The sequence below is a fragment of the Streptomyces sp. NPDC043812 genome (assembly GCF_056436245.1).
The window spans coordinates 331,967-357,312 of record NZ_JBWKCY010000004.1; the positions used below are offsets into that span (position 1 = coordinate 331,967).

The 25,346-nt window shown below is 69.9% G+C and carries 16 protein-coding genes and 2 pseudogenes; all 18 read left to right on the forward strand.

Annotated elements, in window-relative coordinates; genetic code table 11:
• Window positions 1-27 precede the first annotated feature (27 nt).
• The 18 genes and pseudogenes from AC067Z_RS08695 (at window position 28) to AC067Z_RS08780 (ending at window position 25,324) form a co-directional block, all read left to right on the forward strand.
• Window positions 28-1,038: a carbohydrate ABC transporter permease gene (locus tag AC067Z_RS08695; protein WP_478788743.1), complete on the forward strand. Its 1,011-nt coding sequence runs from the start codon at window positions 28-30 to the stop codon at window positions 1,036-1,038.
• Between the two features lie 22 nt (window positions 1,039-1,060).
• The gene (locus tag AC067Z_RS08700; protein WP_478788744.1) at window positions 1,061-1,972 is read left to right on the forward strand and encodes a sugar ABC transporter permease; all 912 of its coding nucleotides are present in this window, start codon (window positions 1,061-1,063) and stop codon (window positions 1,970-1,972) included.
• Between the two features lie 44 nt (window positions 1,973-2,016).
• Window positions 2,017-3,666 (forward strand): glycoside hydrolase family 13 protein, encoded by a 1,650-nt coding sequence (locus AC067Z_RS08705; protein WP_478788745.1) that lies wholly within the window; start codon window positions 2,017-2,019, stop codon window positions 3,664-3,666.
• Window positions 3,654-4,721, forward strand: a complete 1,068-nt coding sequence (locus AC067Z_RS08710; protein WP_478788746.1) for a LacI family DNA-binding transcriptional regulator — start codon at window positions 3,654-3,656, stop codon at window positions 4,719-4,721. Before AC067Z_RS08705 ends, AC067Z_RS08710 begins: the two co-directional genes overlap by 13 nt.
• A 395-nt stretch (window positions 4,722-5,116) precedes the next feature.
• A pseudogene (locus AC067Z_RS08715) lies at window positions 5,117-6,496 on the forward strand (alpha-amylase); the annotation flags it as partial.
• A 101-nt stretch (window positions 6,497-6,597) separates the two neighbouring features.
• Window positions 6,598-11,985, forward strand: coding sequence for a pullulanase-type alpha-1,6-glucosidase (gene pulA, locus AC067Z_RS08720; RefSeq protein ID WP_478788747.1), 5,388 nt, complete (start codon window positions 6,598-6,600; stop codon window positions 11,983-11,985).
• A gap of 85 nt (window positions 11,986-12,070) precedes the next feature.
• A complete protein-coding gene (locus tag AC067Z_RS08725) occupies window positions 12,071-12,469 on the forward strand; it encodes a cell division protein SepF (protein ID WP_478788748.1) in 399 nt (132 codons plus the stop codon).
• A 55-nt stretch (window positions 12,470-12,524) separates the two neighbouring features.
• Window positions 12,525-13,778 (forward strand): AAA family ATPase, encoded by a 1,254-nt coding sequence (locus AC067Z_RS08730; RefSeq protein ID WP_478788749.1) that lies wholly within the window; start codon window positions 12,525-12,527, stop codon window positions 13,776-13,778.
• Window positions 13,775-14,110, forward strand: coding sequence for a nucleotide pyrophosphohydrolase (locus tag AC067Z_RS08735; protein WP_478788750.1), 336 nt, complete (start codon window positions 13,775-13,777; stop codon window positions 14,108-14,110). The genes AC067Z_RS08730 and AC067Z_RS08735 overlap by 4 nt, the downstream gene beginning before the upstream one ends.
• A gap of 187 nt (window positions 14,111-14,297) precedes the next feature.
• Window positions 14,298-14,786, forward strand: coding sequence for a DUF6099 family protein (locus AC067Z_RS08740; protein WP_478788751.1), 489 nt, complete (start codon window positions 14,298-14,300; stop codon window positions 14,784-14,786).
• 203 nt (window positions 14,787-14,989) lie between these two features.
• On the forward strand, window positions 14,990-15,631 hold the full coding sequence (locus AC067Z_RS08745; protein WP_478788752.1) for a hypothetical protein: 642 nt from the start codon (window positions 14,990-14,992) through the stop codon (window positions 15,629-15,631).
• Between the two features lie 167 nt (window positions 15,632-15,798).
• A pseudogene (locus tag AC067Z_RS08750) lies at window positions 15,799-16,884 on the forward strand (FxsB family cyclophane-forming radical SAM/SPASM peptide maturase); the annotation flags it as partial.
• Between the two features lie 128 nt (window positions 16,885-17,012).
• Window positions 17,013-17,801 (forward strand): AAC(3) family N-acetyltransferase, encoded by a 789-nt coding sequence (locus AC067Z_RS08755; RefSeq protein WP_478788753.1) that lies wholly within the window; start codon window positions 17,013-17,015, stop codon window positions 17,799-17,801.
• 66 nt (window positions 17,802-17,867) lie between these two features.
• On the forward strand, window positions 17,868-18,791 hold the full coding sequence (locus AC067Z_RS08760) for an LLM class F420-dependent oxidoreductase (protein WP_478788754.1): 924 nt from the start codon (window positions 17,868-17,870) through the stop codon (window positions 18,789-18,791).
• A 16-nt stretch (window positions 18,792-18,807) separates the two neighbouring features.
• A complete protein-coding gene (gene mmuM / locus AC067Z_RS08765; RefSeq protein WP_478788755.1) occupies window positions 18,808-19,719 on the forward strand; it encodes a homocysteine S-methyltransferase in 912 nt (303 codons plus the stop codon).
• An 81-nt stretch (window positions 19,720-19,800) separates the two neighbouring features.
• The gene (locus tag AC067Z_RS08770) at window positions 19,801-21,261 is read left to right on the forward strand and encodes a 3' terminal RNA ribose 2'-O-methyltransferase Hen1 (protein WP_478788756.1); all 1,461 of its coding nucleotides are present in this window, start codon (window positions 19,801-19,803) and stop codon (window positions 21,259-21,261) included.
• Complete coding sequence (locus AC067Z_RS08775; protein WP_478788757.1) at window positions 21,258-23,816, forward strand: polynucleotide kinase-phosphatase; 2,559 nt, start codon at window positions 21,258-21,260, stop codon at window positions 23,814-23,816. The genes AC067Z_RS08770 and AC067Z_RS08775 overlap by 4 nt, the downstream gene beginning before the upstream one ends.
• A 272-nt stretch (window positions 23,817-24,088) precedes the next feature.
• A complete protein-coding gene (locus AC067Z_RS08780; RefSeq protein WP_478788758.1) occupies window positions 24,089-25,324 on the forward strand; it encodes an arginine deiminase in 1,236 nt (411 codons plus the stop codon).
• The last annotated feature ends 22 nt before the right edge of the window (window positions 25,325-25,346 follow it).

Below are 25,346 nucleotides of genomic sequence, written 5' to 3' on the forward strand. Positions count from 1 at the left end.
GAGAAGACTGCCGAGAAGGTGCCGAAGATGACCGTCGCCGCTGAGGGCGCAATCGCCGAGAGCGGGCAGGGCGACGCCCCGCGCCGCGGGCGCCCCGGGCCGTTCGCCCGTATGAAGCTGTCCTACGAGAAGCACTGGTACGCGTGGGCCATGGTGGCCCCGGTCGTGCTCGTCCTCGGCGTGCTCGTGCTGTATCCGCTCATCCGCGGCATCTACCTGTCGATGACGGATGCCAACAGCACCAACATCGGCCGCACCATCGGCGTCAACAAGATCCCGGACTCGTTCTCCTGGGTCGGCATCGACAACTACACAGAGATCCTCTCCGGCGCCGACGGCCAGTTCTGGCCGCACTTCGGCTGGACGATCGTGTGGACCGTCATCTGCGTCGCGTTCCACTACGGCATCGGGCTCGGCCTCGCGATGCTGCTCAACCGCAAGCTGCGCGGCCGCACGTTCTACCGTCTCGTCCTGATCCTGCCGTGGGCCGTGCCCACCTTCGTCACCGTCTTCTCGTGGCGGCTGATCCTCGCCGACGAGGGCGGCATCCTCAACACCGCTCTCGGCTGGCTGGAGTTGCCGCAGCCCGGCTGGCTCAGCGACGTCTTCTGGCAGCGCACCTCCGCCATCATGGTCAACATCTGGGTCGGTGTGCCCTTCATGATGGTCTCGCTCCTCGGCGGACTGCAGTCCATCAACGGCGATCTGTACGAGGCCGCCGAGATGGACGGCGCCGGCCCCTGGCAGCGTTTCCGCAACGTCACGCTGCCCGGTCTGCGCTCGGTCAGCTCCACCGTGATCCTGCTCGGCGTCATCTGGACCTTCAACCAGTTCGTCGTCATCTTCCTGCTCTTCGGTGCGACCGGCGCGCCCGAGGCGCAGATCCTCGTCACCTGGGCGTACCGCCTCGGCTTCGGCCAGGACCCCCGCGACTACGCGGGCTCGGCCGCGTACGGCGTGATCATCCTGTCGATGCTCGTCGTCTTCGCCTCCTTCTACCGGCGCTGGCTCGCCCGCAACGAGCAGAACGCCGCCTGACGCCGACAAGGACACCAACGACATGAGCACCGTTACCGAACGCCCCGCCACCGCCCCCGCTCAGCGGTCGAAGCGTCCCGCAGCGGGCGCCGCCGGCCGCCCCCGCGGCAAGCGCAGCCTCGGCGCCTCGATCGCGATCCACGCCACCCTGCTGGTGGCGAGCTTCATCGCGTTCTTCCCCGTCGGCTGGATCGCCTGGATCTCGCTCGGGCCGGACAAGACCGACTTCCTGCACCCGGAGGAGATCGCCGGGAAGATCAGCTTCGAGAACTACTCGGCGGTCCTCAACGACACCGAGTTCCTCACCTGGTTCGGCAACTCGATGATCGTGGCTGCCGGCACCTGTGTGCTCGGTGTGTTCATCGCCGCCAGCTCCGGGTACGCCGTCTCGCGGATGCGTTTCCCCGGTCACCGCCAGCTGATGTGGACCTTCCTGGTCACCCAGATGTTCCCGGTCGCCATCCTGATGGTGCCCCTCTACAAGATCGTCGCCGATCTGGGCCTGCTGGACACCTACGGGGCGCTCATCCTGGTCTACTGCACCACGGCCGTCCCGTACTGCGCCTGGCTGCTCAAGGGCTACTTCGACACCATCCCGCACGAGATCGACGAAGCCGGACGCGTCGACGGGCTCACCCCGTTCGGCACCTTCTACCGGCTGATCCTGCCGCTCGCCCGGCCGGGACTGGCGGTCGCCGCGTTCTACACCTTCCTCACCGCGTGGGGCGAGGTCGCGTACGCCTCCGTGTTCATGCTCAGCGAGGGCAAGTACACGCTGTCGATCGGCCTGACCACGTTCGTCAGCCAGTACGACACGCAGTGGGACCTGATGGCCGCGACCGCGGTCCTCATCGCCCTGCCCGCCTCGCTCGTGTTCTACCTCGTCCAGCGCCATCTGGTCACCGGCCTCACCGCCGGCGCGGCGAAGTCCTGACGCCCCCACCTGTTCCCGTCCGCCATCTCTTGATCAGGGAAGACATGACCCAGCACCTCGCTGCCCCCACGCACACACTCGACAGCACCCGACCGGGCTGGTGGCGCGACGCAGTGATCTACCAGGTCTATCCGCGCAGCTTCGCCGACGGGAACGGCGACGGAATGGGCGATCTCGAAGGCGTACGCAGCCGGCTGCCGTATCTGAAGGACCTCGGCGTCGACGCCGTCTGGCTCAGCCCGTTCTACGCGTCCCCGCAGGCCGACGCCGGCTACGACGTCGCCGACTACCGTGCCATCGACCCGATGTTCGGCTCGCTCCTCGACGCCGACGCGCTCATCCGCGACGCCCACGAGCTGGGCCTGCGGATCATCGTGGACCTGGTGCCCAACCACTCCTCCGACCAGCACGAGTGGTTCAAGCGCGCCCTGCGCGAGGGGCCCGGATCCCCGCTCCGGGCGCGCTACCACTTCCGCGAGGGCAAGGGTGCGAACGGCGAACTGCCGCCCAACGACTGGGAGTCCATCTTCGGCGGCCCGGCCTGGACGCGCACCGAGGACGGGCAGTGGTACCTGCACCTCTTCGCGCCCGAGCAGCCGGACTTCAACTGGGAGCACCCCGCCGTCGCCGACGAGTTCCGCTCGATCCTGCGTTTCTGGCTCGACATGGGCGTCGACGGCTTCCGCATCGACGTCGCCCACGGCCTCGTCAAGGCCGACGGTCTGCCCGACCTCGGCGGCAGCGACCAGCTCAAGCTGCTCGGAAACGATGTCATGCCGTTCTTCGACCAGGACGGTGTGCACGAGATCTACCGCAGCTGGCGCAAGATCCTCGACGAGTACCCGGGCGACCGGATCGCGGTCGCCGAGGCATGGACGCCGACCGTGGAGCGCACCGCGAACTACGTGCGCCCCGACGAGCTCCACCAGGCGTTCAACTTCCAGTACCTGGGCACTCCCTGGTCCGCCGACGAGCTGCGTGACGTCATCGACGTCTCGCTGGCCGCGATGCGCCCGGTCGACGCCCCCGCCACCTGGGTGCTGTCCAACCACGACGTGACCCGGCACGCCACCCGCTTCGCCAACCCGGCCGGCCTCGGCACCCAGATCCGCACGGCGGGCGACCGCGAGCTCGGACTGCGCCGCGCCCGCGCCGCGACGCTGCTGATGCTGGCGCTGCCCGGTTCCGCCTACATCTACCAGGGTGAGGAGCTCGGCCTCCCCGACGTCACCGACCTGCCGGACGATGTGCGGCAGGACCCGTCGTTCTTCCGCGCTGCCGGCCAGGACGGCTTCCGCGACGGCTGCCGGGTGCCGATCCCGTGGACCGCCGACGGCACCTCGTACGGCTTCGGCACCGGCGGCAGCTGGCTGCCGCAGCCCGACAACTGGGGTGCTCTCAGCGTCGAGGCGCAGACCGGCGACCCCGGTTCCACCCTCGAGCTGTACCGCAGCGCGCTCGCCGTGCGGCGAGCGCGCCCGGAGCTGGGCGCGGGTGACTCGGTGGAGTGGCTGGACGCTCCCGATGGTGTGCTGGTGCTGCGCCGCGGCGGTTTCGTCTGCGCGGCCAACACCACGTCCGAGCCGGTGACCCTGCCCGCCCGCGGGCAGGTGCTGCTGTCCAGTGCGCAGGTCGCCGCCGACGGTGACACGCTCGAACTGCCCGCGGACACCACCGTCTGGTGGGCGGTGTGACGGTCCCCCTGCCTCGGGGCGACGGGAACGCCGTCCCGAGGCTCGCTGACCTCGCCCTCCAGGCCGGGGTCAGCGAGGCCACGGTCAGCCGGGTCCTCAACGGCAAGGCGGGTGTCGCCGCCCCGACCCGGCACCGGGTGCTCGCCGCGCTCGACGTGCTCGGCTACGAACGGCCCGTGCGTCTCAAGCGGCGCAGCGCCGGCCTGGTCGGCCTGGTCATACCCGAGCTGACGAACCCGATCTTCCCGGCGTTCGCCCAGGTCATCGAGCAGGTGCTGGCCGGGCACGGCTACACGCCCGTCCTGTGCACCCAGATGCCGGGCGGCGCGACCGAGGACGAGCTCGTCGAGCAGTTGGAGGAACGCGGCGTCACGGGCATCGTGTTCCTGTCGGGGCTGCATGCCGACACCACGTCGGATCCGGGCCGCTACATCAAACTGGCGGCCCGCCGAGTGCCGTTCGTGCTGATCAACGGCTTCAACGAGCGTATCGACGCGCACTTCGTCTCGCCCGACGACCGCTCGGCCGCGCGGATGGCCGTGCGCCATCTCGCGGAACTCGGGCACGAACGCATCGGCCTGGCCATCGGTCCGACCCGCTATGTGCCCTCCCGCCGCAAGGCGGAGGGCTTCACCGCGGCGCTGCACTCCCTGCTCGGCTTCGCCCCGGACGAGGCCCAGCACTTCATCAAGCAGACGCTGTTCAGCGTGGAGGGCGGCCAGGTGGCCGCCGGCGCCCTGCTGGACCAGGGCTGCACCGGCATCGTGTGCGGCAGCGACCTGATGGCGCTCGGCGCGATCCGCGCCGTCCGCGCCCGAGGTCTCGACGTGCCGCGTGATGTCTCGGTGGTCGGCTTCGACGACTCGCCGCTCATCGCCTTCACGGACCCGCCGCTGACGACGGTGCGTCAGCCGGTCCAGGCGATGGCCACCGCCGCGGTGGACGCGTTGATCGAGGAGATCGACGGAAACCCGGTCCAGCGCACGGAGTTCGTCTTCCAGCCGGAGCTGGTCGTCCGCGGCTCCACCGGGGCCCCGCCCGCGCGCGGCGCCTGACGGGACCGGTGCCCCGGCCGGGCGCGTGGGGCCCGGCACTGACCGGGTCCCCCGGCCGGGGCAAGCCCCGTGGAAACCACGCGCTCAGGGCAACGGCCGACGGCCCCTGCCCGGATCAGCAACGGCCGGTCAAGGACCGGACCGGAGCGTGGTTGAACGTAACACCGCTGCAATGACTTGCGAAAGAGTTTGCGGACACGGAACGGCCACGTTTCCCGGCCGACATGTTGCTGTGCCCGGAGGCTTGACCGGGCGGTGGGCGGGTCGTACGGTCTCGACCGCAACAAGTTTCAGACTTCTTGCGTAAGAATCTTCAAAAGGCCTTGCGGGCATGGCGCGTTGCCGTACGGCTACCCCCCTCGCTGTCCCCACTTCCTGTGAGCCCAGGAGGAACAATGGCCAGAAGAACCGTGGCCGCGGCACTCGCCGTTGTGGCAGGAGCCGCTGTCGCCGTCACGGCCCCCGCAACCGCCGGTGCCGCGCCCCCCGGCGAAAAGGACGTCACCGCGGTGATGTTCGAGTGGAAGTTCAACTCGGTCGCCACGGCCTGTACGAACACCCTCGGCCCCGCCGGCTACGGGTACGTCCAGGTGTCGCCGCCCCAGGAGCACATCCAGGGCGGCCAGTGGTGGACCTCGTACCAGCCCGTCAGCTACCGGATCGCCGGCCGCCTCGGCGACCGCGCCTCGTTCCAGAGCATGGTCAACACCTGCCATGCGGCGGGTGTGAAGGTCGTCGTCGACACCGTCATCAACCACATGGCGGCGGCCTCCGGGACGGGTACCGGCGGCTCCTCGTACAGCAAGTACGACTACCCCGGCCTGTACGCGTCGTGGGACATGGACGACTGCACCGCCCACATCACCAACTACCAGGACCGGGGCAACGTCCAGAACTGCGAACTGGTGGGGCTCGCCGACCTCGACACCGGCGAGGAGTACGTCCGCACCAAGATCGCCGGCTATATGAACGACCTGCTGTCCCTCGGTGTCGACGGCTTCCGCATCGACGCCGCGAAGCACATGCCGGCGAGCGATCTGGCCGCCGTCAAGGGCAAGCTCACCAACCCCTCCGTGTACTGGAAGCAGGAAGCCATATACGGCGCGGGTGAGGCGGTCTCGCCGAGCGAGTACCTGGGCAACGGCGACGTCCAGGAGTTCCGTTACGCGCGCGACCTCAAGCGCGTCTTCAACAACGAGAACCTCGCCTACCTGAAGAACTACGGCGAGGGCTGGGGCTACATGCAGTCCGGCAAGTCCGCCGTCTTCGTCGACAACCACGACACCGAGCGCGGCGGCGACACCCTCAACTACAAGGACGGCGCCAACTACACCCTCGCCAACGTCTTCATGCTGGCCTGGCCGTACGGATCGCCCGACGTCCACTCCGGCTACGAATGGTCCGACAAGGACGCCGGTCCGCCGAACGGCGGCACCGTGAACGCCTGCTACAGCGACGGCTGGAAGTGCCAGCACGCCTGGCGCGAGATCTCGTCGATGGTCGCCTTCCGCAATGTCTCCCGCGGCCAGGGCGTCACCAACTGGTGGGACAACGGTGGTGACCAGATCGCCTTCGGCCGCGGCTCCAAGGCGTACGTCGCCATCAACCACGAGACGGGGTCGCTGAACCGTACGTTCCAGACCTCCCTGCCCGCCGGCACCTACTGCAATGTGCAGAACAACACGCCCGTCGCCGTGAACGGTTCCGGCCAGTTCACGGCGACGCTCGGCCCCAACACCGCGGTCGCCCTGCACACCGGGGCAAGGACCTGCGGCTGACCTCCCCGTTCAACGGGCCGCCCGCCCCGCCCCGGTCCCCGGGCGTGGGGCGGCGCGGCTCTCCACACCCTCGTCCAGCCTCTTCCAGGAGATACCCCTTGATACGCCCCAGCCTCCCGCTGCGCCCGGCTGCGGCCGTCGTCGTGGCGACGGCGACGGTCGCGGCGCTCGTTTCCGCCCTCCCGGCGGCAGCGGCACCGAAGCCGCCCCCGCCCCCGTCGGACCGTGCACTGGCCGCCGAGCCCGCCCGCCACGACCTGACGCGCGAGCAGTTCTACTTCGTGCTGCCGGACAGGTTCGCCAACGGCGAGAAGAAGAACGACCGCGGCGGACTGACCGGTTCGCGTCTGGCCACCGGGTACGACCCCGAGGACAAGGGCTTCTACCAGGGCGGCGACCTCAAGGGACTCACCGAGAAGCTCGACTACATCAAGGGACTCGGCACCACCTCCATCTGGATGGCGCCGATCTTCAAGAACCAGCCCGTACAGGGCGAGGGCAAGGACGCCAGCGCGGCCTACCACGGCTACTGGATCACCGACTTCACCCAGGTCGACCCGCACTTCGGCACCAACGCCGACCTGGAGAAGCTGATCGACAAGGCCCACGCCAAGGGCATGAAGGTCTTCTTCGACGTCATCACCAACCACACGGCAGATGTCATCGACTACGAGGAGAAGTCGTACGGCTATCTCTCCAAGGGCGCGTTCCCGTATCTGACGAAGGACGGCGAACCGTTCGACGACAGTGACTACGCGGACGGCTCGAAGCGCTTCCCCGCCACGGACGAGGACTCGTTCCCGCGCACGCCCGTCGTCGCCGCGGGCAAGAAGAACCTCAAGGTCCCGTCCTGGCTCAACGACCCGACGATGTATCACAACCGGGGCGATTCGACGTTCGCCGGGGAATCCTCCGAGCACGGCGACTTCTCCGGACTCGACGACCTGTGGACCGAACGCCCCGAGGTCGTCGAGGGCATGGAGAAGATCTACCAGCGCTGGGTGCGCGACTTCGACATCGACGGCTTCCGCATCGACACCGTCAAGCACGTCAACACCGAGTTCTGGGCACAGTGGGCCACCGCGCTCGACGAGTACGCCGCCCGGCACGGCCGTGACGACTTCTTCATGTTCGGCGAGGTCTACTCGGCCGACCCCGCGATCACGGCGCCCTACGTCACCCAGGGCAGGCTCGACGCCACCCTGGACTTCCCCTTCCAGGACGCCGCGCGCGCGTTCGCGTCGCAGGGCGCACCGGCCGACAAGCTGGCGAACCTGTTCGCGCAGGACTACCGGTACACCTCGGACAAGGCCAACGCCTACGAGTCGGTGCCGTTCCTCGGCAACCACGACATGGGCCGCTTCGGTACGTTCCTGAAGCAGGACAACCCGAAGGCCGACGACGCCGAACTGCTCAAGCGCTACCGCCTCGCCAACGAGCTGATGTTCCTCGGCCGCGGCAACCCCGTCGTCTACTACGGCGACGAGCAGGGCTACGCGGGAGCCGGCGGCGACAAGGACGCCCGGCAGACCCTGTTCGCGTCCCGTACCCCCGACTACCTGGACGACGACCAGATCGGCACCGACCGTACGCACGCGCAGGACGCGTACGACACCTCGCACCCGCTGTACCGGCAGATCGCCACGCTCTCCCGGCTGACCGGGGCGCACCCGGCACTGCGTGACGGCATCCAGCAGGAGCGGTACGCCGAGGGCTCCGTGTACGCGTTCTCCCGCACCGACGCCCGGGCCGGGACCGAGTACGTGGTGACCGTCAACAGCGCCACCGAGGCGAAGACGGTCGAGATCCCCACTGGTTCGGCCGGCATGGACTTCACGACGATCCACGGCGGAGACGCCCGCGTCACCAGCGGATCCGACAAGAAGGTCGAGGTCACCGTCCCGGCCCTCGGCGCCGTCGTCCTCAAGGCGGCCGGGCCGCTCGGCGCGCCCGCCGCGAAGCCGTCGCTCACGCTCGACGCCCCCGCGGCCGGTGCCACCGGCACCGTCGAGATCTCCGCCGACGCCGACGGCGGTCAGCTGAACCGCGTCGTCTTCGCCGCCCAGACGGGCAACGGCAAGTGGCAGGTTCTCGGCTCCGCCGACCACGCCCCGTACAAGGTCACCCAGCGCATCACCGCTCCCGCCGGAACCGCCCTGCGCTACAAGGCCGTTGTCGTCGACAGAGCGGGCCGGACGGCGAGTGCGACCGCGGAGACCACCAGCGGCGCCCCCGCTGTCGAACAGCCGCCGACCGCCTCGCAGCGCGATTACGCGATCGTCCACTACAAGCGCACCGACGGGGACTACGCCGACTGGGGCCTGTACACCTGGGGCGACATCGCCGACGGCGAAGGCACCACCTGGCCCGCCGGGAAGCCGTTCACCGGCCGTGACGCCTACGGCGCCTTCGCGTACGTCAAGCTCAAGCCCGGCGCCTCCTCCATCGGCTTCATCGCCGTGAACAAGGACGGCGTCAAGGACACCGACGCCGACCGCTCCGTCGACCTGTCCAGGACGGGCGAGGTCTGGATCGAGCAGGGCAAGGCCGAGGTGCGCAACGCCGCGCCCGAAGGCGCCTACCCGCCCCAGGACACCTCGAAGGCCGTGCTGCACTACAAGCGCGCCGACGGCGACCACACCGGCTGGGGTCTGCACACCTGGACCGGTGCCGCGAACCCGACCGACTGGTCCAAGCCGCTGGAGCCGGTGCGCACCGACGCGTACGGGGCCGTCTACGAGGTGCCGCTCGCGGCAGGGGCCACGTCGCTCAGCTACATCCTGCACAAGGGCGACGAGAAGGACCTGCCCAGCGACCAGTCGCTCGACCTCGCGGCCAACGGCCACGAGGTGTGGCTGCTCGAAGGCCAGGAGAAGTACCTGCTGCCGCAGCCCAAGGGCGGCGGCGCGGCACTGGACCTGACCAAGTCCCAGGCCGTGTGGATCGACGAGAACACCGTCGCCTGGAACGGCAGCGACGCCGCCGCCTCCAGCGCACTCCTCTACTCCCGCGAGGGATCGATCGCCGTCAAGGACGGCTCCCTGACCGGTGACCGCCGGACTCTGCGACTGAGCAAGTCGGCGCTGACCGACGCACAGAAGGCGAAGTTCCCGCATCTGAAGTCGTACGCGGCGTTCGCCGTCGACCCACGCGACCGCGACCGGGTCCGCGAGGCGCTGAAGGGCCAGCTCGTGGCGGCGCAGTACGCGGCCACGGGGGCGGTGATGTCCGCCACGGGCGTGCAGCTCGCCGGTGTGCTCGACGACATCCATGCGACGAAGGCGACCAAGGCCGACCTCGGCGTGGTCTTCGACGGCAAGGGCGTCCCGACGCTGCGACTGTGGGCGCCGACCGCGCAGCACGTCTCCCTCGAACTCGACGGGAAGAACGTGGCCATGCGCCGCGACGACGCGAGCGGCGTCTGGTCGGTCACGGGCAAGAAGCACTGGAAGGGCAAGAAGTACCTGTACGCCGTCAAGGTCTGGGCGCCCAGCGTCCAGAAGGTCGTCACCAACAAGGTCACCGACCCGTACTCGCTCGCGCTGACCGCGAACTCCGGGAAGAGCATCGTCGTCGACCTGTCCGACAGGTCCCTCGCCCCGTCCGGCTGGTCCACGCTGAAGAAGCCGGCCGCCGTCCCCCTGCGCGACGCCCAGATCCAGGAGCTGCACATCCGCGACTTCTCCGTCGCGGATGCCACGGCCGACAACAAGGGCACGTACCTCGCGTTCGCCGACAAGGACAGCAAGGGCTCCAAGCACCTGCGGGACCTCGCCGGCGCGGGCACCTCGTACGTCCACCTGCTGCCCGCCTTCGACATCGGCACCATCCCCGAGAGGAAGTCGGACCAGCAGCAGCCCGCCTGCGACCTCTCCTCCTACGCGCCGGACTCGTCGGAGCAACAGTCCTGCGTGGCCGCTGCGGCAGCGAAGGACGCGTACAACTGGGGCTACGACCCGTTCCACTACACCGTCCCGGAGGGTTCGTACGCCACCGACCCGGACGGCACGCGCCGCACGGTCGAGTTCCGGCAGATGGTGAAGTCGCTCAACGAGGACGGGCTGCGCACCGTCATGGACGTCGTCTACAACCACACCGTGGCGAGCGGCCAGGCGGACAGGTCCGTGCTCGACAAGGTCGTGCCCGGCTACTACCAGCGGCTCCTGGCCGACGGTTCCGTTGCCACCTCCACCTGCTGCGCGAACACCGCACCCGAGAACGCCATGATGGGCAAGCTCGTCGTGGACTCGATCGTCACGTGGGCGCGTGAGTACAAGGTTGACGGCTTCCGCTTCGACCTGATGGGTCACCACCCGAAGGCCAACATCCTCGCGGTGCGTGCCGCTCTCGACGAGCTGACCCTCGCGCGCGACGGCGTCGACGGAAAGAAGATCATCCTCTACGGGGAGGGTTGGAACTTCGGCGAGATCGCCGATGACGCCCGCTTCGTCCAGGCCACCCAGAAGAACATGGCCGGTACCGGAATCGCGACCTTCTCCGACCGGGCACGCGACGCGGTCCGCGGCGGCGGCCCGTTCGACGAGGACCCGGGTGTGCAGGGCTTCGCCTCCGGCCTGTTCACCGACCCGAACTCCTCCACGTCGAACGGCACCGAGGCGGAGCAGAAGGCACGGCTGCTGCACTACCAGGACCTGATCAAGGTCGGTCTGTCCGGCAACCTCGCCTCGTACTCCTTCACGGACACCAGCGGCCGCACGGTCAAGGGTTCCGAGGTCGACTACAACGGCTCCCCGGCCGGATACGCGGCCGACCCCGGCGACGCCCTCGCCTACGCGGACGCCCACGACAACGAGACGCTGTACGACGCGCTCGCCTTCAAGCTCCCGGCCGCCACCACGGCGGCGGAGCGGGCCCGGATGCAGGTGCTCGCGATGGCGACGGCGGCTCTGTCGCAGGGGCCGGCGCTCTCCCAGGCGGGCAGCGACCTGCTCCGCTCCAAGTCGCTGGACCGCAACTCCTACGACAGTGGTGACTGGTTCAACGCCGTCCACTGGGACTGCCGTGACGGCAACGGCTTCGGACGCGGTCTGCCGCCGGAGGTCGACAACAAGTCCAAGTGGCCTTACGCCAAGCCGCTGCTGACGTCCTCGTCGATCGGCGCCGGCTGCCCGGAGATCGACGGGGCCTCGGCGGCCTACCGTGACCTGCTGAGGATCCGTACCGGCGAACCGGCCTTCGGCCTGGCCACCGCGGACGCCGTCCAGTCCGCGCTGTCCTTCCCGCTGTCCGGCAAGGACGAGACCCCGGGCGTGATCACCATGCGCCTCGATGACCTCGTGGTCGTGTTCAACGCCACTCCCGAGCGCCGGACCCAGCGGATCGGCGAGGTCGCCGGAGAGCAGTACCGGCTCCACGAGGTGCAGCGCTCGGGCGTGGACGGGATCGCCAAGTCCGCGTCGTACGAGAGGAGTTCGGGAACCTTCTCGGTCCCGGCCCGCACCGTCGCCGTGTTCGACCGCGGCTGACGTCGCCGCGGAAGACTCCGGGTCTCCCGCCTCTCACCCCGTGTCGCTGTTGGGCCGAACGGGTGAGGGGCGGGAGACTGGTCCCATGAGTAGGTACGAGAGGTACGACGTCACCGACGAGCAGTGGGAGGGTCTGGCCCAGGTGGTGCCGCTGCGCGGCCGCAACGAGTGGCCGTCGCGGGTCGACCACCGCACCGTCGCCCGGGACCCTGCGGCCGCCGCGCACCGCCGCTTCGTCGTGCTGCGGGTGCAGATCTTCGCCGATGCGCGCGAGGTCGCGGAGTACCTCATGAATCAGACGCCGGTCCTGCTCGATCTGACCGGGGCGGACACCGAAGTCGCCAAGCGGATCCTGGACTTCAGCAGTGGCGTGGTGTTCGGGCTGGGCTGTGGGATGCACCGGGTCGACCGCAATGTCTTCCTGCTGGCGCCGGTCGGCACGGAGGTCGACGGCGTCGCGGACGCCGCCGTCCCTCATTCGTAGGAAGGCCCGACGGCGGAACGGTTCGGCGTGGATCATGCTGCGTAGCGTCCTGCCCATGGACGCACAGACGCCGCTCATCTGCGAAGACGCCGACCCGCCCGCCGATTTCCCCGCTGTCGCTCCCGTATTACGTCCCGTCGACCGCACCGCCGCCCCTGCGGCAGCGGGGTCCGACGCCCCCGCTGCACGGCCCGCTGCCCGCCCCGCCGTCACCGAGCTGCGCATCTCCGCCTTCAAGGCCCTGCGCGGCGCGGTCCTCCCGCTCACGCCGTTCACCCTCGTCTCGGGGGTGAGCGGCAGCGGCAAATCCAGTGCGCTGCAAGCCGGTGAGGCCCTCGCCCGGCTGGGCGCGGGCGCCGATCTCGCCACGGCCTTCCCCGACGCCGCCTCGTGCGTTCCCGAGTGGGCCAGGCCCGACCGGCAGGGAAGGCGCGGATTCCGCATCGGCTGCACCGTCGACGGCCCGGCGGGCGTGGTGCGACTCGACGTCGCCGTGCAGGCCGATCCCGTCCTGCGGGTGGTGGGGGAGCGGCTGACCTGCGACGGGCGCACCCTGCTCACCACCGCGCTGCGCGACCCGCGCCGTCCGGTGGTGCAGGCCGAGTGGCCGACCGCCGGAGCTGCGGCCGTCACCCGCGTACCGATGCCGGACGACCGGCTCGCCACCCCGCTGCTCCCGCTACGGGTTGCGGGCTCGACGCGAAGCCAGTTGGAGGTGATCGCGGCGGCGGAACAGCTGGTCGTGGCGCTGCGTTCGGTCTTCGCCTGTGATCCGCAGCCGCACCGGATGCGCCGGCCGGTCGCGGCGGGCACGGGCAGACTGCGCCGCGGCTGCGACAACCTGGCCGCGGTGCTGCACCGCACGCGCAGCGAGTGCGCCAAACGGCATGCGCGGCTCGCCGCGGCCGCGCGCGTGGGCTGCGCCGGCGAGGTGAGCGATCTGTCCGTCGAGGAACTGGCGGACGGGACGGTACGTGCTCTGCTGGCGCGCGGGGGAGTCGGCCGGGGCACCCCCGTCGGGCGACTGGGCGAGGGCGAGTTGAGGTATCTGGGGCTCGCGCTGGTGCTGCTCACCGGACCTGGTGTGCTCGCCGTCGACCAAGTGGCCGAAGTGCCGCCGGCGTACCAGTCGCTGACGGTGCTGGCGGACGGCTTCGACCGCTGCCTCGACCCTCGACAGGCCCGCGAACTGGTGGCCCTGGCGGCCGAGATGTGTGCGCGGGGCCACATCAGGCTGGTGGGCGCCGTCGCCGACGCGTCGTGCGCCCGCGGAGTCGGCGGGGTGTCGGTGGTAGACCTGGTGCGGTGACGAAAAACGACAACGGACCGGACGTGGCCGCGTTGCAGCGCAGGCTGGTCGAATTCGCGGCCGCCCGCGACTGGCAGCCGTACCACACGCCGAAGAACCTGGCAGTCGCGCTGAGCGTCGAGGCCTCGGAACTGGTCGAGATCTTCCAGTGGCTGACGCCCGAGCAGTCGGCGGCGGTGATGGAGAAGGAGAGCTCCGCACACCGCGTACGGGACGAGGTCGCGGACGTCCTCGCCTATCTGCTGCAGTTCTGCGACGTACTCGGGATCGACGCGCTCCAGGCGCTCTCGGACAAGATCGACCGCAATGAGACGCGCTTCCCGGTGGAGTGAGAGCGGTGAGAAGGGGGGCCGGCGACCGCCGTGGCACCCCCTTCGTCACTCTTTGGAGTTGTCGAGTTATCCACAACCGCCTTGGTGTCCACAGATTTCCGAATTCCCCTGGCTTTCCGGCTCAATGACCTTCACTCTGGGTAATGAACTGAGTGGGCAGGAAGTCCGCACGAACGGGGGCGCGTTCATGGAGGCGTTACGGCTGATCGAGATCACCCGACATGCGCTGGCGCAGAGCGCGGCGGTGCCGGAGATCGTCGCCGAGGCCTGGCAGGTCCAGGCGCTCGCGCAGGCGATCGGCAGTCGGCTCGCGATGAGCGGGCCGGCGGAGCTGAGGGGGGAGGCGCGGGGGCTGGGGGAGATCGGTGGCCGGGGGTGCGGAGTGCTCGACCATCCGATGGTGCGCAGCGGCGGGGTCCGGGCCGCGCAGCTGACCGAAGTGACGGACCCGGCGGCGGCGTTGACCGGGCTGAACGTCCTGCTGGCGGACGTGGGGATAGCCCTGGTCGGCGTCGCCTGCGCCACGGACGACGAGGGGCTCTACTGGCAGTGCATCGAGGCGATAGACGCCGCCGACGAGGCGGGGGACCGGGTGCGAGGGATGCTGCGCCGGCTCGCGGCGCACGAGCCCGAACGGCCACCCGAACCTGTACCTCGCAGGGCCCGGCCGGGATAGGCCCGTTGGGCGGGTAGTCCCTCACCATGTCCGGAAAGTCTCTGCGCCGCTGTGGGGCTCTCTGCCAGAATTGCGAGGTCTGACCACCCGTCAAAGACCAGGGGGCTGGGCACGTGACAGTTGGGCGTTCACTGCCGGGTTCCGGGCATCTCGACGACCGTCAACACCGAGTGCGCAGAAGTCCTCTGCTCTTCACGGCCCCCATGATTCTGGTGATTCTGCTGGGTCTGATGGTGGTGTGGGAGGTGGTCCGGCAGAACATCACCGGACCGGACAGCAGGAGCTGGCCCTGGCGGCTCTCCCTGCTGAATCCGGAGGCCCTGGCGACTCTTCTGGCGGTCGGCCTCGGGCTGGTCTTCGGCCGCCTGCAGTACTCCAGGGTGGTCAGGCCGGCCATCGGCTGGAACGGCCGGGTGAGCGCCAACACCTACTCCATGAACGATCGATTCGTCTGGGTCGTCGAGATCATCAACGGCGGGACGCACAGCGCGATCCTCGACAGCGTCGACTATCACATTCAACGGAAGGGCCTGCCTGTTCCGGCGCACGAGATCGTCTGGCAGGGATACGAAGACGCTGCGAGAGAGCTGGAGGCGTTGGGGCTGCAGATCGGAAAGGACTTCGACCTGAACCCCTTCGGTGCGGGATTCCCGTTCGGAGTCTCGAACGACTACAAGGGCCTGTACGCCTGCCGACTCTCGATCACCGCCATATCGGCGCTCGACAACATCTACATCCGAGTGCGTGTCACCGATTCCCTGGGGGACAGCCATGAGCGCACCATCCACACCCTTCGGGGAGCCGAAGTGGAACTACGCAGCGCAGTCGCGGCCGGTGAGCCCTGACGAACCTGTGATGTCCATCGGTGACCCCGGAAAGCCTCTTGGGACGGGGGAACCATGGGATGACGTGCGATCCCGCGCAGAGAGCGACGGAAACTGGGTCGCCGCGTTCAACTCCTGCATCTGACCACGGCTGCGCAGCGCATTCCTTCCCGCAACCCCCCGTGCCTCTGCGGCAGTTCGTCATGAAGATGCACAGCCGCTGCGATCTGGCCTGCGACCATTGCTACGTCTACCAGCACGCCGACCGGAGCTGGCGCGGTCGTCCGCCGGTCATGTCCGCGGAGGTCGTCGCGCGTTCGGCGACGAGGATCGCCGAGCACGTCCGAGCGCACGGTCTGCCCGCCGTGCACGTCGTCCTTCACGGCGGTGAGCCGCTTCTGGCCGGCCACGCGCGGCTGCGCAGCGCCTTGGAGGAGCTGCGAACCGCCCTGTGGGGAGTGTGTGCCCTCGAATTGCGTATCCAGACGAACGGGGTGCGTCTGGACGAGGAGTTCTGTGCGCTGTTCGACGAGTACGGGGTCGGGGTCGGCGTCTCCCTGGACGGTGACGTCGTCGCCAACGACCGCCACCGGCTCTTCGCGGACGGCCGCAGCAGCCACCGCCACGTCCTGCACGCCCTCGCCTTGCTGCGGCGGCCCCGGTACCGTCATCTGTTCGCGGGACTGCTGTGCACAGTCGACCCGGAGAACGACCCGTTGACGGTGTACCAGGCGCTCGTGGCCCTGGGGCCGCCCAAGCTGGACTTCCTTCTGCAGCACGCGACCTGGGACAGCCCGGTTGCCGGCCGCGACGGCAGTCCGACCGCCCATGCCGACTGGCTCATCACGGTCGTCGACCGCTGGTTCGCAGAGGGCCGCCCCGTCCCCGTCCGGTTCTTCGACTCGGTCCTGAGCCTTCTCCATGGCGGTCCGAGCCTCGTCGAGTCCCTCGGAACGTCGCCGGCCGACCTGGTGGTGATCGAAACGGACGGCACGTACGAGCAGGCGGACTCGCTCAAGACCGCATTCGACGGGGCCCCTGCCACCGGCCTGGACGTCTTCTCCCACAGCCTCGACCAGGTGATCGAACACCCGGGAATGCGCGCCCGCCAACAGGGTCTGCGCGGACTGTGCGAGGAGTGCCGGACCTGCCCCGTGGTGGCTGTCTGCGGTGGTGGGCTCTACGCCCACCGCTTCCGCTCGGGCAGCGGCTTCTCGAATCCTTCGGTCTACTGCGGGGACCTCTTGAAGTTGATCACCCACATCAAGGAAGCGGCTCCCGGCCGGGCAGCGCCGACGGGGCGACATCACTCGAGGAAGGGCCCGCGATGCGGCGAACACTCAGAACACGCGGGGGGCGAGCAGAGCACGCACCCGAAGGGGAACGCACTCTGACCGAGGAGATGCGTGCCCTCGGCGTCGGCCCGGGCGGCGTCGTCCTGGTGCATGCCTCGCTGCGCAGCCTGGGCCGGGCCGGCGCCGACAGCGGTGCGGTGGTCCGGGCGCTGCGTACGGCTCTGGGCGCGGAGGGCACGCTGGTGGTCCCCGCGTTCACTCCGGAGAACTCCGACACCTCGCTCTCCTACCGGAAGAAGATCCAAGGGATGACAGCGGAGGAGGTCGCCGCTTATCGGGACGCCATGCCGCCCTACGATCCCTTCCGGACTCCTGCCCCTTCCGTGGGGCGACTGGCCGAGGAGGTGAGGAAGCAGCCCGGAGCGCTGCGCAGTGAGCACCCCCAGACATCGTTCGCGGCGATCGGTCCGCTCTCCCGCAGGATCGTCTCCCGCCATTCCGCAGACTGTCACCTCGGGGAACAGTCGCCCCTGGCCAGGCTTTACGAGGAAGACGCACAGGTGCTGCTGCTGGGCGTGGGATTCGCTGCCTGCACTGCCTTCCACCTGGCGGAGTACCGCACGCCGGACCCGCCGATGCAGGAGTACCACTGCGTTGTCAGCCGCGGTGGCGCACGCGCCTGGTGGAACTACCGGGATGTGGCACTCGACGACAGCGACTTTGCTGCGCTCGGAGCGTCGTTCGCGCGCAGTGGAGCACCCCTGCGGCGCGGGAGGGCCGGAGCCGGTACCGCCCTGCTGCTGCGTTTCCGGGACGCGGTCGACCATGCAGCGGAGTGGATTCCCGCGCACCGGCCCGGGGCGGGTACGGCGGAGGGCGCGGCGGGTGCTCCGTGACGTCCGCCGTGAGGCGTCCGCCCGATACATCCGCGGTCGTGGCGGGTGACGGTGCAGGATGGATGCATGGATCTTCGAATTTTCACCGAGCCCCAGCAAGGGGCGAGCTACGACACCTTGCTGACCGTCGCCAAGGCCACCGAGGACCTCGGATTCGACGCGTTCTTCCGGTCCGACCACTATCTGCGCATGGGATCCGCCGACGGGCTGCCCGGCCCGACCGATGCCTGGATCACCCTCGCCGGTCTCGCCCGTGAGACCAAGCGGATCCGTCTCGGCACCTTGATGACGGCCGGCACCTTCCGGCTGCCCGGCGTCCTCGCGATCCAGGTCGCCCAGGTCGACCAGATGTCCGGCGGTCGTATCGAACTGGGCCTGGGCGCAGGCTGGTTCGAGGACGAGCACAAGGCGTACGGCATCCCGTTCCCGAAGGAGAAGTTCGGCCGGCTCGAGGAGCAGCTGGCGATCGTCACCGGCCTGTGGGCCACCGAACCGGGCAGGACCTTCTCGTACGAGGGCACGCACTACCGACTCACCGACTCCCCGGCCCTGCCCAAGCCGGCGCAGGCCAAGGTCCCGGTGCTGATCGGCGGCCACGGTGCGAGCCGCACCCCGCGCCTGGCAGCTCAGTACGCCGACGAGTTCAATCTGCCCTTCGCCTCGGTCGAGGACACCGAGCGCCAGTTCGGCCGTGTGCGCGCCGCCGCGGAGAAGGCCGGGCGCGCCCCGGACGACCTGGTGTACTCGAACGCTCTGGTGGTGTGCGCCGGCAAGGACGACGCGGAGGTCGCCCGCCGGGCGGCGGCGATCGGCCGCGACGTCGACGAGCTCAAGGCGAACGGACTCGCCGGCTCCCCGTCCGAGATCGTCGACAAGATCGGCCGCTACGCCGCGACCGGCTCGTCCCGGATCTACCTCCAGATCCTGGATCTCGACGACCTCGGTCACCTGGAGCTCATCTCCTCGCAGATCCAGTCCCAGCTGACCTGATCCCCGGGGTGCTGCCATGAGACCCGTTCGTACGCTCGCCGAAGCGCTTGCCGAGGGCGTCGTCCTCGACGGCGGCCTGTCCAACCAGTTGGAGGCGCAGGGCTGCGATCTGGCCGACGACCTCTGGTCGGCGCGGCTGCTCGCCGACGACCCCCGGCAGATCGAGGCGGCGCACACGGCCTATGTGCGGGCGGGGGCCCAGGTGCTGATCACGGCGAGCTACCAGGCCACCTTCGAGGGGTTCGCCCGGCGCGGTGCCGACCGGGACGAGGCGGCCCGGCTTCTGGGGCGGAGCGTGGACCTGGCGCGCGGCGCGGGGGAGGCGGCGGACCGCGAGGTGTGGGTCGCCGCCTCCGTCGGGCCGTACGGCGCGATGCTCGCGGACGGCAGCGAGTACCGCGGCGCCTACGGGCTGAGCGTGGCGGAGCTGGAGCGCTTCCACCGGCCGCGGATCGAGGCACTGGTCGCGGCCCGCCCCGACGTGCTCGCCCTGGAGACCGTGCCGGACACCGACGAGGCACGCGCCCTGCTCGCCGCGACAAGGGAATGCGGAGTGCCGGTCTGGCTGTCGTACACGGTCTCGGGCGGACGGACCAGGGCGGGCCAGGACCTGGCCGGGGCGTTCGCCCTCGCCGCCGGGCACGACGAGGTGATCGCGGTCGGCGTGAACTGCTGCGAACCGGACGAGGCGGCGGCCGCGGTGCGGCTCGCTGCCGATGTGACGGGCAAACCGGCCGTCGTCTATCCCAACAGCGGCGAGCGGTGGGACGCCGGCCGACGTCGCTGGCAGGGCAGGGTGGCGTACGACCCGGCGCTCGCGCACGAGTGGCAGGAGGCGGGTGCCCGGCTGGTGGGCGGATGCTGCCGGGTCGGCCCCGACCGGATCGCGGCGCTCGCCGCATCGCTCGGCAGCAGGGGGTGGCGATGATGCGGGCAGGGCATCGGACAGGGACCGGTCCGTGACAAAAACCCCTGGTCGGAGCGGACGAAGCAGACGATACTCGGACGCGTGTTCCTGACGATCAGTACGACCGGCACCCACGAGCGTCCCGCCACCGACCTCGGGTTTCTGCTGCACAAGCATCCCGACAAGGCGCAGACGTTCTCCACCTCGCACGGCACCGCGCACGTCTTCTACCCCGAAGCGTCCGCGGGGCGGTGTACGGCCGCACTGCTGCTGGAGGTGGATCCGGTGGCGCTCGTGCGGCGCGGCAAGGGCAAGGGCCGCGGCGGCGCCCCCGATTCGGCGCTCGCCCAGTACGTCAACGACCGCCCCTACGCCGCGTCGTCGCTGCTTGCAGTTGCCCTGAGCACGGTGTTCAAGAGCGCCCTGCGCGGGGTGTGCGCCGCGCTGCCCGGACGGGCCGAGAGCCCACTTCCGCTGCGCATCGAGGTGCCCGCGGTCGCCGCCCGCGGCGGTGCCGAACTGGTCCGGGCGCTCTTCGGTCCGCTCGGCTGGACCTCGGTCGAGGCCGAACCGGTGGCCCTGGACGAGCAGTTCCCCGAATGGGGTGCATCGCGCTACGTACAGCTCGTGCTCGAAGGGGAGCTCCGGCTCGCCGACGCGCTGCGGCAGCTGTACATCCTGCTTCCGGTCCTCGACGACGCAAAGCACTACTGGGTCGCGCCCGACGAGGTGGACAAACTGCTGCGCGCAGGCGAGGGCTGGCTCGCCGACCACCCCGAGCAGAAGCTGATCACCAGCCGCTACCTGTCCCGCCGCTGGGGACTGACCCGGCAGGCGATGGAGCGTCTCGAACTGGTGCGTCTCGCCGAGTCCGACGACCTCCAGGTCGAGGACGTGGACAACGCCGTCGACGAGACCATGGACACGGAGGAGCGTCCGGTGCCGCTCGCCGAGCAGCGCAGGGACGCGATTCTCGAGGCGCTGCGCACCGCCGGAGCGAGCCGGGTGCTCGACCTGGGCTGCGGACAGGGCCAGTTGGTCCAGGCCCTGCTGAAGGACATCCGCTTCACCGAGATCGTCGGCGTGGACGTGTCCGTGCGGGCGCTGACCGTCGCCGGACGGCGGCTGAAGCTCGACCGGCTCGGCGAACGCCAGGCCGCCCGCGTCAGCCTGCTCCAGGGCTCGCTCACCTACACGGACAAGCGGCTCGCGGGCTACGACGCGGCCGTGCTCAGCGAGGTCATCGAGCACCTGGACCTGCCCAGGCTGCCCGCACTGGAGTACGCGGTGTTCGGTTCGGCGCGTCCGCGCACGGTGCTCGTGACCACGCCGAACGTCGAGTACAACGTCCGCTGGGAGACGCTGCCCGCAGGACATGTGCGCCACGGCGACCACCGGTTCGAATGGACCCGCGAGGAGTTCAGGACCTGGGCCGAGGGCGTGGCCGGACGGCACGGCTACGAGGTGCGGTTCGTGCCCGTCGGCCCCGACGACCCCGAAGTGGGACCACCCACCCAGATGGCAGTGTTCGAGATGACCGCGAAGGAGGCCGAGGCCGCATGACCAGTACCGAAGACACCGTGGTTGCCACCCCGGGCCGCCGGCTCCCGGTGACCGACCTGTCCCTCGTCGTCCTCGTCGGCGCCACCGGCTCCGGCAAGTCCACCTTCGCCCGCAAGCACTTCAAGCCCACCGAGGTCATCTCCTCCGACTTCTGCCGTGGCCTCGTCGCCGACGACGAGAACGACCAGAGCGCCAGTGGCGACGCGTTCGACGTCCTGCACTACATCGTGGGCAAGCGGCTCGCAGCCGGGCGACTGACCGTCGTGGACGCCACCAGCGTGCAGACCGAGAGCCGGCGTCAGCTCGTCCGGCTCGCGCGCGAGCACGACGTCCTGCCGATCGCGATCGTCCTCGACATGCCCGAGGACGTCTGCGCCGCACGCAACGCCGCCCGCCCCGACCGGTCCGACATGCCCCGCCACGTCATCGCACGCCACCGCCGCGAACTGCGGCGCTCGCTGCGGGGACTGGAGCGCGAGGGCTTCCGCAAGGTGCACATCCTGCGCACCGTCGAGGAGGCCGACACCGCCGAGATCGTCCTCGAACGCCGCTACAACGACCTGCGCCACCTCACCGGGCCGTTCGACATCATCGGCGACATCCACGGCTGCAGCTCCGAGCTGGAGACCCTGCTCGGCGAACTCGGTTACCGGGACGGCGCCCACCCCGAGGGCCGTACCGCCGTCTTCGTCGGAGACCTCGTGGACCGCGGCCCCGACAGCCCGGGCGTGCTGCGCCGCGTCATGAGCATGGTCGCCGAGGGCAACGCCCTGTGCGTCCCCGGCAACCACGAGAACAAACTGGGCCGCTGGCTCAAGGGCCGCAACGTCCAGCACACCCACGGCCTGGCCGAGACGATCGAGCAGCTGGAGAAGGAGGACGACGGCTTCCGCGAGCAGGTACGGGAGTTCATCGACGGCCTCGTCAGCCACTACGTCCTCGACGAGGGCAAGCTCGTCGTCTGCCATGCGGGCCTGCCGGAGAAGTACCACGGCCGCACCTCCGGCCGGGTCCGCTCGCACGCGCTGTACGGGGACACCACCGGCGAGACCGACGAGTTCGGCCTGCCCGTGCGCTACCCGTGGGCCGAGGACTACCGCGGCAGGGCCGCCGTCGTCTACGGACACACGCCCGTGCCCAACACCTCGTGGATCAACAACACCATCTGCCTGGACACCGGTGCCGTGTTCGGCGGGAAGATGACCGCGCTGCGCTGGCCCGAGCGCGAGCTGGTCGACGTACCGGCCGAGAAGGTCTGGTACGAACCGGTCAAGCCGCTCCTGACCGAGGCGCCGGGCAGCCGCGAGGGACGGCCGCTGGACCTCGCCGACGTGCAGGGCAGGCGGGTCGTCGAGACGCGCCACATGGCCCGTATCGCCGTCCGGGAGGAGAACGCGGCCGCGGCGCTCGAGGTCATGAGCCGCTTCGCCGTCGACCCACGGCTGCTGACGTACCTCCCGCCCACCATGGCCCCCACCGCGACCTCGAAGGAGGAGGGCTACCTGGAGCACCCGGCCGAGGCCTTCGCCCAGTACCGCGCCGACGGCATCGACAAGGTCGTCTGCGAGGAGAAGCACATGGGCTCGCGTGCCGTGGCGCTTGTGTGCCGCGATGCCGCGGCCGCCTTCGAACGCTTCGGCGTCGAGGGCCCCACGGGCGCGCTGCACACCCGCACCGGCCGGCCGTTCTTCGACGACGAATCCGTCACCGAGGAGATCCTTCAGCGGCTGCGCACGGCGGTCACCGCTGCCGGACTCTGGGACGAACTGGGCACGGACTGGCTCCTGCTGGACGCAGAACTGATGCCCTGGTCACTCAAGGCGTCCGGACTGCTGCGCTCCCAGTACGCCGCCGTCGGTGCGGCGTCCGGCGCGGTGCTCCCCCGGGCGACCGGGGCGCTGGCGGCCGCCGCCGCGCGTGGCGTCGAGGTCGAGGGGCTGCTCGCCAAGCAGCGTGAACGGGCCACCGACGCGTCCGCGTTCACGGACGCCTATCGGCGCTACTGCTGGACGACGGACGGTCTCGACGGTGTGCGGCTCGCGCCGTTCCAGCTCCTCGCCGTCCAGGGCCGTTCGCTCGCCGCCGTGCCGCACGACGAGCAACTCGCCTGGCTCGACCGGCTCGTGGAGCACGACCCGACCGGGCTGCTCCAGGTCACCAGGCGTCTTGTCGTCGAGACCGGGGACGAGGCGTCGGTGCGCGCCGGCATCGACTGGTGGCTGGAGATGACGGGCCGCGGTGGTGAGGGCATGGTCGTCAAGCCGCTGCAGGCGCTCGCTAAGGACGCGAAGGGCCGGCTCGTGCAGCCGGGCATCAAGGTGCGCGGCCGTGAGTACCTGCGCATCATCTACGGCCCGGAGTACACCCGCCCGGAGAACCTGGAGCGGCTGCGCGGACGGTTCCTGAACCACAAGCGCTCGCTGGCGCTGCGCGAGTACGCCCTCGGGCTGGAGGCCCTGCAGCGGCTGGCCGACGGCGAGCCGCTGTGGCGGGTGCACGAGGCCGTGTTCGCCGTGCTGGCGTTGGAGTCGGAGCCGGTCGACCCCCGGCTGTGACAGGGGTGGGCACGGTCTGCGGGGAGCGCTGTCGGTGGCTCCCCGCAGGCCGTGACCGCCTGCGGACTGCCCGAGGTGACCGTCGGCCGTGCGCGGGCGCGGCCGGAGTCGACGGACCAGGCCGCACGGATCGCCATGCACAGGCGTGAGCCGTGGCGTCGCCCTCCGCCGGAGCGGGTGCCGGGTCCCGGCTGTGCCCGTCCGCCGGATCGGTGGCGGCCGAGTGGTCAATTCGCCGGGTGAACCGGCCCGCGCGCGGCCAGGATGGAGACATGGGATTCCACGTCGACTCCGAGACCGGGCGACTTCGCCAGGTCATCCTCCACAGGCCCGATCTGGAGCTGAAGCGGCTCACGCCGAGCAACAAGGACGCACTGCTCTTCGATGACGTGCTGTGGGTCCGCCGGGCCCGTCAGGAGCACGACGGATTCGCGGACGTGCTGCGCGACCGGGGGGTGGAGGTGCATCTCTTCGGTGATCTGCTGCGTGAGACGCTGGACATCACCGAGGCCCGAAAGCTCGTGCTGGACCGGGTCTTCGACGAGAAGGAGTACGGGCCGCTCGCCACGGACCATCTGCGGGAGGCCTTCGACGAGCTGCCGACCCAGGAGCTCGTCGAGGCGCTGGTGGGCGGGATGACCAAGCGCGAGTTCCTGGCGGGCCACACCGAGCCCACGTCGGTCCGCTTCCATGTGATGGACCTGGACGACTTCCTGCTCCACCCGCTGCCCAATCATCTGTTCACCCGTGACACCTCGGCGTGGATCTACGACGGCGTCTCGATCAACGCGATGCGCTGGCCGGCCCGGCAGCGCGAGACGGTGCACTTCGAGGCCATCTACAAGCACCATCCGCATTTCGTCAGCGGTGAGGCCGGTCCGTTCCACCACTGGTCGGAGGGGCAGGACGACTATCCCTCCACCATCGAGGGCGGCGACGTGCTGGTGATCGGCAACGGCGCGGTGCTCATCGGGATGAGCGAGCGCACCACCCCGCAGGCCGTGGAGATGCTTGCGCGTGGGCTGTTCGCGGCCGGCTCCGCCCGCACGATCGTGGCCCTGGACATGCCCAAACGGCGGGCGCTCATGCACCTGGACACCGTCATGACCATGGTCGACGCTGACACGTTCACGCAGTACGCCGGTCTGGGCATGCTCCGCTCGTACACCATCGAACCGGCCGACGCCGGTGGCGGGCTCAAGGTCAGCGACCATCCGCCGGAGCAGATGCACGACGCGATCGCGGCGGCCCTCGGTCTGAAGGACATCCGGGTGCTGACCGCGACGCAGGACGTGCACTCCGCCGAGCGCGAGCAGTGGGACGACGGCTGCAATGTGCTCGCGGTGGAGCCGGGAGTCGTCGTGGCCTACGAGCGCAATGTGACCACGAACACGCATCTGCGCAAGCAGGGCATCGAGGTGATCGAGATCCCCGGCAGTGAACTGGGCCGGGGTCGGGGTGGGCCGCGCTGTATGAGCTGCCCGGTGGAGCGGGAGGCCGTCCAGTAGGTGCGCCCGGCCGGTCGAGGCC